The sequence below is a fragment of the Biostraticola tofi genome, assembly GCF_004343195.1.
Taxonomy (GTDB): Bacteria; Pseudomonadota; Gammaproteobacteria; order Enterobacterales; family Enterobacteriaceae; genus Biostraticola; species Biostraticola tofi.
Window position 1 is genome coordinate 1 of record NZ_SMCR01000006.1, and the last position, 17,306, is coordinate 17,306.

8 protein-coding genes are annotated in these 17,306 nt (G+C 57.4%); 2 read left to right on the forward strand and 6 right to left on the reverse strand.

The window, feature by feature from the left end; translation table 11 throughout:
- The 3 genes from EDC52_RS12960 to EDC52_RS12970 form a co-directional block, all read right to left on the reverse strand.
- On the reverse strand, nt 1-6,782 hold a 6,782-nt coding region (locus tag EDC52_RS12960), incomplete at its 3' end, for a two-partner secretion domain-containing protein (RefSeq protein WP_131865768.1).
- A gap of 159 nt (nt 6,783-6,941) precedes the next feature.
- Nucleotides 6,942-8,549 (reverse strand): ShlB/FhaC/HecB family hemolysin secretion/activation protein, encoded by a 1,608-nt coding sequence (locus tag EDC52_RS12965; RefSeq protein WP_230468040.1) that lies wholly within the window; start codon nt 8,547-8,549, stop codon nt 6,942-6,944.
- Nucleotides 8,550-9,683: 1,134 nt separating this feature from the next.
- On the reverse strand, nt 9,684-11,141 hold the full coding sequence (locus tag EDC52_RS12970; protein WP_230468041.1) for an SGNH/GDSL hydrolase family protein: 1,458 nt from the start codon (nt 11,139-11,141) through the stop codon (nt 9,684-9,686).
- Between the two features lie 110 nt (nt 11,142-11,251).
- Between EDC52_RS12970 and EDC52_RS12975 the strand changes: the two genes are divergently transcribed.
- The gene (locus tag EDC52_RS12975; RefSeq protein WP_131865769.1) at nt 11,252-12,181 is read left to right on the forward strand and encodes a LysR family transcriptional regulator; all 930 of its coding nucleotides are present in this window, start codon (nt 11,252-11,254) and stop codon (nt 12,179-12,181) included.
- Nucleotides 12,182-12,314: 133 nt separating this feature from the next.
- Here the strand turns inward: EDC52_RS12975 and EDC52_RS12980 are convergent, their stop codons facing one another.
- Nucleotides 12,315-13,178, reverse strand: a complete 864-nt coding sequence (locus tag EDC52_RS12980) for a DMT family transporter (protein WP_131865770.1) — start codon at nt 13,176-13,178, stop codon at nt 12,315-12,317.
- Between the two features lie 151 nt (nt 13,179-13,329).
- Here EDC52_RS12980 and EDC52_RS12985 point away from each other — a divergent pair, with 151 nt between their 5' ends.
- A complete protein-coding gene (locus tag EDC52_RS12985; RefSeq protein ID WP_131865771.1) occupies nt 13,330-14,724 on the forward strand; it encodes an aminotransferase-like domain-containing protein in 1,395 nt (464 codons plus the stop codon).
- Between the two features lie 76 nt (nt 14,725-14,800).
- Here the strand turns inward: EDC52_RS12985 and btsR are convergent, their stop codons facing one another.
- Both btsR and EDC52_RS12995 read right to left on the reverse strand, forming a co-directional pair.
- On the reverse strand, nt 14,801-15,526 hold the full coding sequence (btsR, locus tag EDC52_RS12990) for a two-component system response regulator BtsR (protein WP_131865772.1): 726 nt from the start codon (nt 15,524-15,526) through the stop codon (nt 14,801-14,803).
- Entirely contained in the window at nt 15,520-17,211 is a 1,692-nt protein-coding gene (locus tag EDC52_RS12995) for a sensor histidine kinase (protein ID WP_131865773.1), read from the reverse strand. Before EDC52_RS12995 ends, btsR begins: the two co-directional genes overlap by 7 nt.
- Between the last annotated feature and the right edge of the window lie 95 nt (nt 17,212-17,306).

A 17,306-nucleotide genomic window follows, 5' to 3' on the forward strand; every position in this document is an offset into this window, starting at 1 on the left:
CCGGCGGTCAGCTGGCTGCCCTGGCTCTGGTGCCGGGTCTGGGTCTGCTCCGAGGTCGATGACTGGGCGCCATAGGACAGATTGAGGCCAATCAATGTCCCGTCTTTGCCTTGGGCCTGCTCCATGGCATAGCCCTGATAGGCCTGAACGCCACTGAGGGCCGACTTGATGCCGTCCAGCGCCGCCAGCCGGCCGTTGCTTTGCGTGCCGGCCTGGTTGATGGTGGTCACCGCCGTGTTGGCAATCCCGCCCACCAGGCCCGACAGCGCCAGGGTCAGGCCGCTTTGCATTTGATCCACCCGGTGGGTCTGGACGCTGTGATTGTCGGCATGCCCAATCGCCACCTGCTGGCCCTTGAGGGCGATATCTTTGCGCGCCAGCACATCCGAACCTTTGATCTTAAGCCCCTGGCCCGCCTCAAGACGGACAGTGCCTTCGGTGCTGCCGACAGTACTGCCGGCGCTGCTGTGGACGGTGCCGCCATCACTGATTTTCAGGCTGTTGCTGCCGTAGTTGAAACCCAGGCCGCCGGTGCCGGTCAGGCCGGAGGTCTTTTCCACATTCCAGTGCTGGTCCAGGCGCGTCTGGTCGGCGGTCTCGATAGCCAGCCGGTGGCCGGCGGTCAGGCTGACATCCTCGGTGCCGGCCACCGAGCTGCCGGTGACGAGTAGGTCATGCCCGGCCTTGATATCCTGGCTATTGCCGCTGAAGTTGCTGCCCAGGTTGTTCTGTTCTGTCACCTGGTCGTGACTTTCCAGCGAGGTCGCGGACAGCATATTGCGCCGGTTTTGTTTATCGTGTTCGGTCAGGGTGAAGCCGGACTGGCCGCCGGACAGGGTGATATCATGACCGGCTTCGGCGGTGAGGGCACCGGCGGCAGTGACCGAGGCGGCCTTGGCATTGAGATCGTGACCGGCGGTGAGGGCTATGCTGCCCTGGCTGTTAAGCTGCGATCCCACATCATCATGCTGGCTCAGGTGTCGATAGGTATCCTGGCTCCAGTCGTTGTTTTCAGTATGCGTCTGGGTCAGAGTATCCAGCGTCAGTGTATTGCCGGCGGCAATATTCAGTTTGCTGTCCGCGCCCACGGTGCTGGCCTGAGTCGCCGTCAGGGTAATATTTTGCAGCGCTTTCAGGGCCAGGGTGCCGCCGTCGTTCTGGACATACAGGCCGGCCGCCCGGTCGATAGCCCGGTGCTCCTCATCGCCCCGCAGGGTACTTTGGCTGATAATGTCGCGGTCGGCCCGCACCGTCAGGCTATCGCCGCCCGATAGCGTGCCGCCCCGGTTAACCATATCGGTACGCGCCGTCAGGTCGGTGCGTTTGCCGCCGATAAAACCGCTGTTGGTCAGGTTATCGGCGCTAAGCCGGGTCACCTCCCGGCCAAGGATGGCGCCGCTGTTGGTCAGGTCCTGTTGGATATCCAGCCCGACATGATTACCGCTCAGCAGCGCCCCGCTGCCGTCAAGATCGCCTTGCTGCAGCCGGGCGTACAGCTGAGGCGCGACGACGCTTTGTACTGATCCATCCGGCAGGGTGACGTCCTGTTTGACCAGCCAGACCATATTGCTGGTCAGCAGGGCCATTTGCTCAGGGGTCAACGCCACGCCCGGCGTCAGAGAATAGCGCTTGCCGAAGGCGATACCGGCATCCATCAGCGCTTTAAACTGATCACTGTCGTTATTGAAGCCGGACAGATAACGCTGACCGGTCAGGTTGATCACCTGATTGCGGATCACCTGCTGCTCGTAGTAACCGTCGCCCAGGCGTTTGAGCATATGGCCGGCATCATGGTTGATGGCCTGCTGCATGTAGTCGCTGCCCAGCCACTGCTTCCGGTTGGTAAAGCGGGGATCAGTCTCCACCAGATACTGGCTGGTGAAATCCGGATGCAGCTGGAACAGGCTGCTGACCGGCAGATGAATATCCGGACTGGCAGTGCGCACCACCGGGGCCACCTGTTGCGATTTTAACGGATCCAACGGCTGGACGATCTCTACGGTTTGCACGGTGGGTGCGTCAATCGGGCGCTTATCGAGCTGAACGGCCGGGCCGTCAGGGTTGCCAACCGATTCGGTCAAGGCGGTGGTTTTACGCGGCTCAAGACGGGTACCGCTGCCGTCAACCGCCGCAGATCCCTGGTAGGCCATGGCTTTCAGGTCAATGGTCTGTACTACTGCTGCCGGCTGGTAACGGCTGGTTTTTTTACCCTGGGAGGTTTTAGTGCCGCCAATACCGCCGCCGGATTTCTTGGCATACCAGTAAATCTGCTTGCCCAGATCCTGGATGATCCGCTCGCCGGGTGTGGCCAGGTTTTGCAGATGGTTGATGGTGCCGCCCAGCAGGCCGCCGGCCAATATCTGGCTGTCGCTGTTGCGAACCTGGTCACTGTTGATCGTCAGGTTGCCGCCGGCCAGGATCTTGGCCGGTTCGCTCTGGACAATCTGCGTCTCGGTCACGGTACGCTGGTAGTCATACTCGTAAAATCTATTATACCCGGTACCGTCCGGCATGTTGGCATTGTGCACGCCATAGTCGTTTTCATGGGAGGTATCGATATCGGCCCATTCAAAGCGTTGCGTATGCCCTTGCAACACCGCGTCGTGGTGAGGGCTGCGCTCCGTCACCTCGTTGCGGGTGACCAGCGTATCGTTGGCATTGACGATTCGGTCGATATTCAGCGACATGTCCCCGGCGGACTCCAGGGTGGCGCTGTGGTTAGTGAAGAGGTTTGCCCGGCCTTCGGCCTGGAATGCCTCATTCAATCCGCCGCCAATCGCCAGGCTGCCGGCACTGTAGATAAGCCCCTGGCTGCGGTTATTCAGGGTTTGCACGCCCAGATCAAGCCGGTCTCTGGCGGCAACGGTCGCCGCCTGGCCATTTTCATCCAGGTTATCAAGCGTGCCGGTGCTGAGCGCGATATGATCGCCATACAGGCGTCCACTGCCGATATTGCTCAGGTTAGCGGCCACAATGTGCGTCAGGGTGCCGTCCAGCAGGCCATGGTTAGTCAGCGTCCCGTCGACCAGCAGGTGGTTTTGGGCAGCGCTGATTTCGCCCGACTCATGGTTCGTCAGGCTGGCCGTATGCAGATTAAGCTCGCCGCCGGCGGTAATACGCTGGCTGTTCTCCAGGCCCTGGGCCAGGGTGAGCTGCATATCGCCGTTCGCCGTCACCTCGCCGGTGTTGAAAAAGGGCTGCTGCAGCGACAGGGCCATCGCATCCTGGGACAATACGCGACCATCGCCGCTCAATGCTCCGGCCGACAAATCAAGTTGCTTACCGGCTACCAGCGTGCCGCTGTTATTGCCGATGCGCAGTGCGTTTTCGCCCTGCACCTTGAGCACTTGGGCCGATGAGAGCAGGCCGTCAGCATTGGCCAGTTCCCTGCCGGCGGTAATCTCCAGCAGCTGGTTAGCGCGGATATTGCCGCGTCGGTTATCCAGCTCGGCGCTTCGCAGGATGACCGATTGCCCTTCTAGTCCCGTGATCCCGGCGTTGGCGTCGCGCGGGATACCGTTATCAATGTGGCTATCCCGATTGATGATGCTATCGGCGCTAATCGTCACCGCCGCACCGCTGCGGATGGCCCCGGCGGTGTTGTCCACCCGACCCTGGCCGGCATTCACCCGGGCATCACCGACCGCCCGAATCTGACCTTGAGCGTTGTTCAGCCCGGCAACCGTAAACGCGGCCCGGCCGGCTGACGCGATATCCCCCTGGCGATTGTCCAGATCATGCCCATGGGTGTCGAGCAACAGATCGCCGGCGCTTTGCAGTTGGCCGGACTGATTCAGCAGGGTGCCGGTCAGCAGGGTGAGCGCCCCTGAAGCATTGATCCAGCCGCTGTTATTATCCAGCGTCTGGGCCTGGGTCTGCACAGTGAAATCATCACCGCTTTGCAAGACGCCAGAGTGATTATCCAGGGCCGCAGTCTGCAGGTGCAGCACGCCATCGCTGACCAGGGTGCCGTGGGCATTATGCAGATCTTCGGTGGCAACGGCCGCGTCATCCCTGGCACCGATAAAGCCGTGCTGATTGTCCAGCAGGCCGCTGTGGATGGATAACCGTCCCAGGCTCAAGATGCCGCCCTTTTCACCGCTGGCGCGATTACTCAGACGACCCTCGCCGAGATCCATAGACATGGCGTTGCCCGCCTGCAGCAAACCGCTGTCGTTATTCAGCCCGAGGCTTTGCAGAGTCAGGTCATGTAATGCCGCCAGGGTGCCCGCCGCATTGTTGACTGCCTGTTGTCCGGCGTGAAGCGTGATATTTTCAGCCGCAATTGCACCATGCTGATTATCCAACAGGCCACGCACCTGCAGATCCAGGGCTCCCTGCTGCAGCGCGGTGATATGGCCGGACGCGTTATTCAGATCGCCGGTATCAAGCCTCAGGTCGCCATTAGCGTTCAGGTTTCCAGCCTGATTATTCAGGCTGCCGGCCGTCAGCAGCACATTGCCGTCAGCAGTAAGATGACCCCGCTGATTATCCAGGCCCTCGGCGACAGTGACCTTCAGTTGCCCGTTGCCGGGCGTGGCCGGCCGCTGGCCACTGTCGGCGGTCAGCAGGCGGCCGCTATCCGCTATCTGGCCAATGCCGGTAGCGTTTATCTGGCCGTCACGGTTGGACAAGGGGCCGGTGGCGTATCTCTGGCCGTCACGGTTGGACAAGGGGCCGGTGGCGTTTATCTGGCCGTCACGGTTGGACAGGGTGCCGGCGGTCAGCGTGACCTGCGGGGCCGCTATCCGGCCCCGGTCCAAAAGTGCGTGGCCACGGGCAGTCATCGTCAGCCGACCGTTGGAATTTATCTGGCCCTTTTGGCTCTGCAGGCTGTCGCCGGCGATCTTCAGGTTTCCGGTGGATGTATGGCTAATCTGTCCGTTGTCATTGTTGATTTGAGCGACATTCAACGTCATATCGTGGCTATTGCCGGCAATTTCACCGTCACCGTTATCGAGAATATCGCTGGTAAAGGTCAGGGTGCCGGCGGCGGCATGGTTGATATGTCCGCTGTGGTTATTGATGTGGCTGGCGTTAAGCGTCAAATCTCCGCCGTTACTGGCAATGTGTCCGCCACGGTTATTGAGGGTGCCCGGCAGGCTGAGCAGCAAATTATCCTCGCCCCATTGTGAAATCTGCCCCTGCTGATTGGACAGATCCGCTGCGAAAATAGCAAACCGGTCGGCCGACAGGCTGCCGCCATCATTGTTAAAGACGCTGGCGCTGTGGCCGGTAAACTGCTGTCGGGCGGCAATAGTCGCACCGCCGCCGGTCAGCAAATCACCTTCGCCGGCATCGAGTTTGATGTTACGGGCTGCGGTCCGACCCTGAGTCACATCCACGCCTTGACCCTGAAACACCAGATCGCCGGCGGCCAGATTCTGGCCCTGTACCCGCAATGGGCCTTGGGCATCCAGCGTTAAGTTGCCCTCTTTGACCTGGCTGCCGTTCTGCTGGATACCGGCGGCCAGGATGCTGCCGGGCTCACTGGTCAGTTGTCCGCCCTGTATGTGCAGGTCGTGGCGTGAACTGACCGTCCCGCTGTTGTGAAACGCCCCGCCGTTCTTCAGGCTGGCATTGCCTTCGGCCTGCAGGGTACCGCTATTATCAATCCCATTGCCGGCAGTCAGAGACGCATTGCCCAGCACGTGCAGCGATCCACTGTTGTATATGGCGTTGCCGGCCTTGAGCGTGGCATTGCCCTCAATCTGCAGACCGCCACGGTTATCAATGTCCAAGGAGGATGTCAGCGCCAGGTCGGTTTTACCGCCGACACGACCGCTGTTTTCTATCCGGCCATCGGTAGTGATAATGACTGCGCCGGCCTGAGCACCGACAGTGCCGGCGTTATGTACCCCAACGCCATCTTCGGTGCCAATAAGGCGGATCTGCTGCGCATACATGCCGCCGAGGCTGGCTACGTCCAGCGCCAATCGAGGTGGGGCAGAATCATCGGCCGATTTTTTTTCAAACCGCCGATTGTCGGCATCTACCCGGTTACGCCCCAGGGTGATCGCAAGATCGCTGGCATTCAGCTCTGCGTTCACGCTCAGCGAACGGGCAATGATATCGGTATAGTTCTGGCCGTCACCATTGCTTAAACCGGTACCCTGAATAACGATCTCGCCACGATCAACGTCATAGCCAGTCAGTCGACCCTCTGCCATCAGCGCCTGCCCGGTGGTCAGGGTGGCGCGATAGGCATTGATAAAACCGCAACCGCTGCAGGAGATGCCGGCCGGGTTGGCGATGACCACCTGCGCACGCTGCCCCGCCACCTCGATATGGCCATTAAGCAGACTGGGATCTCGGGAATGCACCTCATTAAGAATAATTCTGGCTTCACCGCCGGCAAGCATCGGATTTCCCTGCACCATGCCGCCCAATTGGGTGGAGATGTCCTGGCGCGAGTTATTAAGGATGGCGCCTCGACCGTCAACGTCGAACTGGCGGTAGCTGTTGCGAGAGACGCCACCCTCGCTGGGCGTCTGGATATTGATCAGGGGGATGCCGTTGGCGCTGCCAATAATGATTGGCTGCTCGTTACCGGGGGATCGCGCATCTGCCTGGATACCCGCCTGAGCGCTGCCAATAACATTAACCGTGCCGAATAACACCAGCCATGCCCATGACCATGGATTGAGGCGGCAGCTGCATTGGGCGGCCCCATCAACCTGCCGGCCGCGAGGCTGCTTACCGCCCCGGCGGGCGAGGTCGCCTACTACCATCAACAGGCCGCGGGCCTTATTGAAAACAATGCGATAGCGCTGACTGTTCAAGAACAGGTCTCCTTACTCTGATTCTTAAGAGGATTATCAGTACCGGAAAAACGGCACAGCTCGAGGCCACAGGCTTGCTGTGGTTAAATGAGATTTTGGGTGACACCGGCTGGTATAAGCCGGTGCAGATAGTGCAGGCTGATATCGTTCAGCCTGGCTTTAATATTGCCAATTAACCGTAAAGCCCATGGTCCAGGGATCGGTACTGAATCCATCAGGCTTTGAAAAAGGCATCGCAGCGAACAGGTCATAGCCCATGCCCCACCGACGGCCCCTTACGCCGATTGCCCCGCCGGCCAGGCGGCGGCCCAACAGGTTTTTCGCGCCATGGCCGCCCACTTCGCCGTAATCAACCCCCAGGTAGAGTTCCTCTGCCTGCGCCTGCGGCAGGGCCCAGGCAAGCTCATTGCTGAGATACCAGCCGCTGTCGGCATTCAGGGTGCGTTCACCGTCAAAACCTCGCACCGTCCAGCGGTTGCCGATAGCGAACTGATCCTGGGGGGTGAGCCAAGTGGAGCTCAGTTGCCGCTTATACTGCATGTTGTAACGAAACTGACTTTTGGCCACCTCAAACGGCATAGCGAACTTGGCAGTAAGTTGAACAATCCGGCTTAAGGCAGTGGCATCACCTGCCGATTCTTCCGGTGCCGGAATGGCACCAAACCAGCGTGTCCCCTGCTGATAACTGATGCCCGTATTCAGAGTGCCGAACGGGAAAAAGTGTCGGTTGTCCAATCCGATTCGCCAGGCTGAGACCAGACGGCGCTGGACTTCGATTTCAACGTCATCGGTTTTATTGCCGGACTGGCGCATCAGCACGTCATAAGTCAGGGTGGTTTTCTGGTTGCCGCTGCGGTGCAGAACATGGCTGAGCTGAACGTCAAGACTACTGCTTTTGCCGCTGTAGCGGATATCGCTGTTCATCCCTGCAGCGGTAAGGTGATAGTCATAACTGCTGCCGGTGATGCTCAGCAGTGAGTACCCCAACGGTACCGAATAATGTCCGGTAATATTGCCTGAACCATTAGCGCTGTTGTTGTTCAGGCTGCGGTTGCCCGCCAGATAAAACAGATCGCTCAGTGAAAAAGGATTATCCACAGAGAGCGTCAGGCCGCCCTGATAGCGCCCGGTGCTGCGCGAGCCGGCATCATCAAGCGAAACGCCTGCTCGCCACATGCGCTGTTGCTGCCAGTTGAGGACGATATCGCTTTCACCGGGCTGCTGCCCCGGCAGGATCTCGACATTGGCCTTCACCGTCGGCAGGCGCTGCAGGTTCTCCAGCCCCTGTTCGATATCGCGAAGATCAAGCAACCCCCCGCTATGCGCCGGAAAAGCGGTATAAAGGGAGACATAATGGCCGCTCCCCGCCGTCAGTTTGGTCTGACGTATTTTGCCGGGCACCAGCAACAGTTCAAGCTTGCCGCCGTTCAAATCCTGGGCTGGCGCCAGCACGCGGGTAGTGATGTAACCGGCATCCACCAGCCGGTTCTGCAGTGTGCTCATTAACAGGCTGATGCCTTGGACCCCGAGACAATGGCCGTTCGCCTGGCGACTGATATGGTTTAGATGCAGCCAGAACGGCATGGTATCCACCCCACTGATCTTCACCTCAGATAGCGTAAAACAGCGCGTTTCCTGAGGAAAACGAAGGTACTTGCTGCGCCCGCCCGGCTGGGAGAGGCGCACATCCGGCGATTGTGGCGTGACGCTTTGCTGCAAAGCGCGCTGCCGCTGCTGCTGATTAATCAGGTACTGGTCTGGGGACATAATAACGTTTGCCGGCTGTTGGTCCGCGTTATAAGAGTGAGGCAATAATACCCGGCCTTCATTAGCTGAAGCCGGTAATATAAAGCAAACGACGCCTGCAGAATAAAATAATAGACTACGCCAAATCATCCCACCCAAAGTGGAAATACGCTCCTTTATGCAGGGCATACGATATCCTTATCCATATTACACTATCTAATAACGCGTCCATTTAATTCACACCATTATGACAAGAACTGCGATTCTTACAATATTTTTTATTACTTTACGAAAAAGAACATAAAGCGAGAATTAAAAAGAAAAGCTAATGACAATAAGTGCAACGTTAAATTAGAACATCACCATAAATAATACGGCAGACTCACCAATAAAGTATAAACATAAATCATTAAATATAAGTACCGACTGCCATAAGGTGCTGCATCAACATACTCGGAAATTACGATAACGCGTGACATATTACGCCCCTAACAGGAGAGCATCTGACAATTAATCGAAATCGATGGAAAATTTTCAATATGCGTTCCTGAAACACTTTATTAAGCAATTGTTACTCATGACATAACGTCCCATTTTTGATGCCTGACCCCTCATATCCGACAGCTGATGCTTAAGACTTACAACTTACAACTTACAACTTACGACTCACGACTCACGACTCACGACTCACGACTTACGACTTACGACTTACGACTTACGACTTACGACTTTCGATTCACGACTCACGACTTTATGCCTCATGCCTCATGCCTCATGCCTCATGCCTCATGCCTCATGCCTCATGCCTCATGCCTCATGCCTAAATACGATACTTGTCTCTTAATAATTTTTTCTTCTTTCTTCTTTCTTCTTTCTTCATGGTTGTTGATTGTTGATTGTTGATTGTTGATTGTTGATTGTTGATTTGAGTATTATCACTAATAAAATATCATCCAGGATATATTGTTTATCATTCATTCATGTTCACTCAAATAGACGTTAAATTGAAAATACCAGGTTCGATTTTGCTCCATTCCCGCTAATTTTTATTGCCGTCTCAAGGATTGCTTCAGCTGCCGGCAATCTTTATTAACAGACAGGGCAATGCCAGATTGCCCTGCCGCTGTCAGGATGGCTAACCGGTAGACATCCGAGTCAGTGATCGCCAGAAACAGCATTGCGCTTTGCATCCGCCTGGTCCTGCAGATCCGGCAGTAACAGCGTCAGGCTGACAGCATATGCCATGGCCCGATTACCTTCATCGCCTGGGTGCAACCGGTCGCCGGAATCGAAACGCGCTGACAGACTCGCGGGATCAGTGGAGTCCTGCAGCAGAGCGTCAAAGTCTATCACCCCGTCAAACACCCCGCTGTGACGGATCCATTCATTGAGCTGGCGGCGCAAGCGGTCCTTGTCCGGATGAAAGTAATCAGCCAGCGGCGTACCGGGCAGCGCCCCCTTGAAAGGCGTCAGGGTGGCACCTATCGCCCTTACCCCGCGGCGGTGAGCCTGAGACACCCACTGCTGATAACCTGCGATAAGTGCCGACAACGTCGGCCTGGGGCTATGTGGCGCAAAGGCCGTACCCGGCCAGGTGATATCGTTAATGCCCAGCATCAGGATAGCGCTCTTTACTCCTGGCTGGGCCAGCACATCACGATCCAGTCGCGTCAGTGCATTAGCCCCCATACCGTCAGCCAGCAACCGTGCCCCGGAGATACCGGCATTGACCACCGCCACGTTGTAGGGCGCAAGCCGCTCTGCCAGGAAATCTGGCCAGCGCCGATCCTTATCCAGACTGGCGGCGGCGCCATCAGTAATCGAGTCACCCATCACCACCAGCGCCGAGGAGGACGGTGGCGCTTCGACCTCAATGCCGGTCAGCAGCAAACGGGCAGTGATACTTTGAGATGACGTGGCTACCCATTCAGCAGCGGCGGTACGATTGCCAGGGACTATCCACCCGGTCTGACGCCCATCCCAGTGAAAAGTGCTGACCGGCGTGGCGACCGGCAGATACAGGCTGACTGCCACCTGCGCCAGCGGGGATGAACGCAGTGCGATAGGATCGCTTATCACCGCAGCCCCGGGGAGGATAGTCACCGACGATTGGCCGCCAAAGGTGACTATCTGCAGGCTATTGATATTGAGTTTATCGTCCTGACCAGGCAGGCGTGCCAAAGGGGTACCCGCGATAATCGGCGCCCGATTGTCCGCGGATGGGTTGGAGGTGGCGGGAGCATTGACGATTTCTGCTCGATTCAAGCCGGTCTGCGTCAAGCCGACCGTGGCTTTGCCCAGGGTAATCGGCGCCTGGCCATAGGCATTGGATAACACAATGCGCATCCGCCGCCCACCCAGGCTAATGCGTGCCAGCTGGCGTATGGTCTGATCTTTTAACACCGCCGGTACCTGGGTTGGAAATAAAAAATCCTTCCCCCATACCGGTTGAGGACTGGCTTGCCAACTGGCTGTCCAGACCGCACCGCTATCGGCCGGTGACTCCATGGTGAATTTTTCAGCACTGACGGCCGGCGTGATAATGCCGCCAGCGAGTAACGCAGGCATCAGCCAGGTGCGGGCTACGGCAGAGGATCGTATGAGAATATTCATAGTAGTGACTTCATCGACATTAGGTGTTCAAATAATGAATTCAAAGACGCATTCGCACTAGATAGCGACCAGTACAATCATTTGTGACCTGAACTCATAAGGAATGCCCTATGGCGCGTTTGGAGGTTAACCGTTCCGGTGAACTGGATATCTTTGTCCAGGTCATTCAGCTGGGCAGCTTCACCGCCGCCGCCCGGTCGTGTTCGATGACGCCCTCTGCGGTGAGCAAGCTGATTGCGCGCTTGGAACAGCGGCTGGGTACGCGGCTGTTAAACCGCTCGACCCGGCAGCTCCAGCTTACGCCGGAAGGATGCGTTTTCTATGAACGCGGCGTGCGCATTCTGACCGATCTGGATGAAGCTGAGCGTTGCGTCAGCGCCGAGGCGGCCCCGCGCGGCCGCCTGCGGGTGAATGCCAATGTGCCGTTTGGTCATCATTTTCTGTTGCCATTGGTGCCGCGTTTTCTGGCGCGCCATCCGGAAGTGCAATTGGATATCGTGCTGACGGATGATGTTGTCGATATTCTGGAACAGCGTACCGATGTGGCGGTTCGCGCCGGTCCGCTGAAAAGCTCCAGCCTGACGGCCCGCAAGCTGGGCCAGACCGGCATGATCATTGTCGGGTCGCCGGATTACTTACAGCGCCGGGGGATACCGCAAACCGCAGAGCAATTGGCCCGGCATAATCTGCTGGGGGCGAATTACCCGCGTGCGCAGCCGGGTTGGCCGCTGCGCGTTGCAGGTACGGTTCAGGTGATGCCGGTTATCGGCAATGCGCTGGCCAGCGATGGGGAAGCGTTGCGCCAGCTGGCGCTGGCAGGCGTTGGCTTAGCGCGCCTGGCGGCGTTTCAGGTGCGTCTGGATATCGCCGCCGGGCGGTTGCAGCCAGTGCTGGAACAGCTCAACCCCGGCGATCTGGAAGAGATCCACGGGGTGTTTGTCGGTCAAGGCGGCTACTTGCCGCTGCGAGTGCGCGCCTTTTTGGACTTTCTCGCGCAGGAAGTGGATATCGGAAGGGGTCCGCTCGAGGCTCCACCATAGCCGCTTCGTAGAACCCGATGGCAAAGCCAGGCAGAGCAACCTCTGATCCCAAGCCGTTGATGCAGTTTTATCACCAGGGCTGGACTCAGTAATCTAAGGCAGTAGCGCGTGGCTGGCTCCCGGTCTGTCGCTGTCAGGCGGCGAACTTCTTGGCGCCAGCCACACAGAGTACCGCTCCCAGGGCAACCGCCAGCATCGCCCAACTTACCGGTTCATGTAAAAACAGCGCCGCCAGTCCCAAGCCGAAGAAAGGCTGCAGCAACTGCAGTTGACTTACCCCGGCAATGCCGCCCATCGCCAGGCCCCGATACCAGAAAACAAACCCTATCAGCATGCTGAACACTGAGACATAAGCCAACCCGGCCCACCCGGCCACGGTAATCGGTTCGAAGGAGGCGGGCATGGTCAGCAGGGTTATCGGCAGCATCACCGGCAATGCCACGACCAATGCCCAGCAAATCACCTGCCAGCCACCAAGCTTGCGTGACAGTCGAGCGCCTTCGGCGTAGCCCAGGCCGCAGACCACGATAGAGGCCAGCATCAGCATGTCTCCTTTCAGCGAGGCCTGGATGCCGCCCCAGGCCGCATAGCCAGCGACAAAAGCGCTGCCGAGCAAGGAAAACAGCCAGAAAGCCGGTTTGGGGTAATCTTTACCGCGGAGGGCGCCAAACACTGCGGTGCATAACGGCAGCAGTCCGATAAACACCAGCGAGTGCGCAGAAGTCATATTCTGCAGCGCCATTGCAGTCAGCAGTGGGAATCCGACTACCACGCCCAGCGCGACCACCACCAGTGATAACACGGTACTGACGCCTGGCCGGCGCTGTTGCAACGCCAGCAACAGCATCAGTGCCAGCAACGCGGCGATAGTTGCCCTGGCGCCGGTGAGAAACACCGGATCGAAATCCTTCACCGCCAGGCGGGTCGCCGGCAGCGAACCGGCAAAAATCACCACGCCTATCAATCCATTAATCCATCCGGCAGACATCTTGTCCATTGGAGACTCCCTTTTTTAGTCACATGTTGAGGCCATATGGGGCCGGTCTGAATTACATCACTCCTTGGCTGGACCCGCCACAGACAAAACAGTACAATTTAAAGTAACTGTTATGGTTTCTAGCGCCATACACTTTTCAGGGATCCTCAGCATGAAGCCGACAATGACTCGCATTGAAACCGTAATGGACAGCGTACGCATGAAAATTGCCTCGCGGGCTTATCTGCCCGGCACCCGACTGCCCTCGGTGCGTGCCCAAGCGACGGCGATGGGACTGTCAGTGTCGACGGTGGTCGAGGCCTATGAGCGGCTTTGCGCTGAAGAAGTTATCTACTCCCGCCAGGGTTCAGGGTTTTATGTCGCCGGCCCGATAGCACCGCTGGCGCTATCTGAAATTGGCCCCAGGCTTGAACGCGAAGTTGATCCTTTGTGGATCTCACGTCAGTCGCTGGAGAGCGATGCCTCAGTGCTGAAACCCGGCTGTGGCTGGCTGCCGACCCATTGGATGTACGAGGCCGGGATGCGCCGAGCCTTACGCACCATCGCCAGGGCCGACCGATCGCTACTGACGGACTATGCACCGCCCCAAGGCCTGCCGGCTCTACGTCAATTTCTGGCGCGACGCATGGGGGCTACCGCTATCGAGGCATCGCCTGAGCAGATTCTGCTGACAGACTCCGGCACCCAAGCGATAGATTTGATTTGTCGCTTTTTCCTGCAACCGGGTGATGCGGTATTGGTAGATGATCCTTGCTACTTTAACTTCCACGCCCTGCTGCGCGCTCATCGCGTCAACGCAGTCGGTGTTCCATTTACGCCCACCGGCCCTGATTTGACGGCGTTTGAAGCTGCCCTGCGCCAGCACGCTCCGAGGCTTTATATCACGAACTCCGGCATTCACAATCCCACTGGCGCCGCCCTTTCCTCAGTGACCGCGCACCGGCTGCTTACCCTGGCGGAAGGCACGGACCTGGTTATCATTGAGGATGATATATTCGCCGATTTTGAAAGCCACCCGGCCCCACGGCTGGCCGCTCTGGATGGACTGTCCCGGGTTATCCATATGGGCAGCTTTTCCAAAACGATTTCAGCGTCGATGCGTTGCGGCTATATTGCCGCTCCGTCCCGCTGGGTCGATGGTCTGACGGATCTTAAAATCGCCACCCAGTTCGGCGGTGGCCAACTGGCGTCTGCGGTGCTGCTGGCGGCGCTGACCGACAGTGGCTATCGCAAGCATATGGCGACGATACGCCTGCGTCTGGCCCAGGGAATGGACCATTGCCTAGGCGGTTTAGGCAAGATTGGCATCACGCCGTGGTTGGCGCCGCAGGCCGGGATGTTTGTCTGGTGCCGGTTGCCGAAAGGCGCTGATGCGGCAAAAATAGCCAGCGCCTGTCTGAGACTGGGGGTAGTGCTGGCCCCAGGCAATGCTTTTAGCCAATCGCAAGGCGCCGGCGATTTTCTTCGCTTTAATGTAGCCCAATGCATGGAAGATACCGATAACCGTATGCTGGCGGTACTGGCGCAGGTGCTGGCTGATATTTAGGCAGGACCCCATCTGATGTGGTGCTGGCTGATATTAAGGCAGGACCCCATCTGATGGCGGCAAGCCAGGTTGGCGCTCAGGTTTTAAGACCCAGTAATTGTTTGAGCGATTTGAGATAGCGCCGGCTGACCGGTACTGATTGGCCGTTGCTCAAGGCAATTTCCGCCTGTCCGCTTTCTTCAAACCGTATTTCACGCAGATGCGCCATATTGACCAGATACTGCCGGTGGCATCGCACCAGCGGGGTACGCGTTTCCAGCGTTTTTAGCGTCAGTTCGGTAAAACACTCTCCGGTATCATTGCCGGTAACAAATACGCCACTCAACCGTGACTGGGCGAATACCACTTCTTTCATTCGCAGCAGGTAGATGCGGCTTTGGCCGATACAGGGAATATATTCCAGATGGCTTTCCGGTTCGGACAAGGACATGATGTCCTGCTGCGGTCGTTCGTTGTGCAGGCGCGAGAGGGTCTTGGCCAATCGCCCCGCCTCTATGGGTTTGAGCAGGTAATCAAAGGCATTTTCCTCAAAGGCCCTGACCGCATATTCATCATAAGCCGTCAGGAACACAATATACGGCATCTTTTCAGGATCGAGCATGCCGATCATTTCAAGCCCGGTAATGCGCGGCATCTGAATATCCAGAAACAGGACATCCGGATGCAGACGATGGATAGCACTGATGGCCTCCACCGCATTGGAGCACTCGCCCAGCACCGCTACTTGCGGGTCTTGGTGCAGCAGGCATCTAAGATTCTCGCGTGCCAGCGGCTCATCATCGACGATCAATACGGTTAACATGCCTCAAGGTCCTCCAGCGGCAGGCTAAGGGTAATACGGGTAGATTGCTCAGGCTCGCAGGTGACGCTCAGGCCATATCCATCGCCAAATCGATTACGGATCCGCTTATCCACCAGGCTCATCCCCAGCCCGGTGGACGCGCTGTGATCACGGTACAGACCGGCGTTATCTTCTACGCTGAGCAGCAACCGCCCTTGGCTCTGGCAGGCGCTGAGTGTGATGATGCCGGTGCCGAGCAGATGAGAGGTGCCGTGTTTGATGGCATTTTCAACGATCGGCTGGAGGGAGAATGCCGGCAGATGCAAACCCAGTAAAGCCTCAGGCAACTCAAAATTGACCTGCAATCGATCCTGAAAGCGGGCTTTTTCAATTTGCAGGTAAGCGTTGACGTGTTCGATTTCATCACTGAGTGACACCACCTCTTCCGATCTTTTCAGATTTTTGCGAAAGAAAGTCGACAAGGATTGCACCAGTTGACCGGCCTGCTCACTGTCGCGACGTATCACTGCCACCAGGGTATTGAGGGCATTGAACAGGAAATGGGGATTGACCTGGGCATGCAGCAGCTTGATTTCTGACTGGGTCAGCAACTGCTTGTGACGCTCATACTGGCCGGCCAAAATTTGCGCCGACAGTAGGCTGGCAATTCCCTCGCCCAAGGTGCGATTAATCGAGCTGAATAAACGGTTTTTGGCTTCGTACAGCTTAATGGTACCGATAACCTGCTGGTTTTCGCCCAGCAACGGGATCACCAGCGTTGAACCCAGTTTGCAGTTACGGTGTAACGAACACTGATAGGGAATACCATTACCATCAGCGTACACCACCTCATTATTTTCAATGGCCCTAATGGAATGGCGCGAGGCAATGGGCGTGCCGGGCAGATGGTGGTCATCGCCGATGCCGATAAATGCCAGCAGTTTTTCCCGATCGGTAATCGCAACCGCCCCGATGTCCAATTGCTGATAAATAACTTCAGCCACCCGCATGCTGTTTTCATGGTTAAAACCCTGGCGCAGAAAGCCTTCAGTACAGGCGGCAATTTTCAGCGCCCGGGCGGAAAATGCCGAGGTATATTTTTCGAACATCGCCCTTCGGTCCAGCAGGATCCGCATAAACATGGCTGCGCCGACGGTATTGGTGACAATCATCGGCGCCGAGATGCTTTTGACCAGTTTAAGGGCTTCTTCATACGGCCGCGCCACCGACAGGATAATCAGCATCTGCATGATTTCCGCCACCAGCGTGACGCCGGCTACCGTAAAGGGATTGAACAATTTGTCGATTCGGCCGCGGCGGATGAACAAGCGATGCACCACCCCGCCAAGCAGCCCCTCGATGAGGGTTGATATCATACAGCTGGTCGCGGTCATGCCGCCAAGGGAATAGCGATGCAGCCCGCCGGTCAGGCCAACCAGCGCACCTACCGCCGGCCCGCCCAGTAGTCCCCCCAGCACGGCGCCGATGGCGCGGGTATTGGCAATCGAGTCGTCAATATGCAGACCGAAATAGGTTCCCATAATGCAGAAAATCGAAAACATCACATAGCACAGCAGCTTGTGGGGTAAGCGGACGGTAACTTGCGTCAGGGGGATGAAAATGGGGGTTTTGCTTAACAGATAAGCGATAACCAGATAAACACACATTTGCTGCAGCAGCAGCAACACCAGATGGAACTCGTACATAGATGCTGACCTAAATCAATGCGCCGGACCCGGCGGGCCCGACGCACAGTCATAATGGCGGCACCATAGCGCAAACAACAGATTTTTACTTTGAC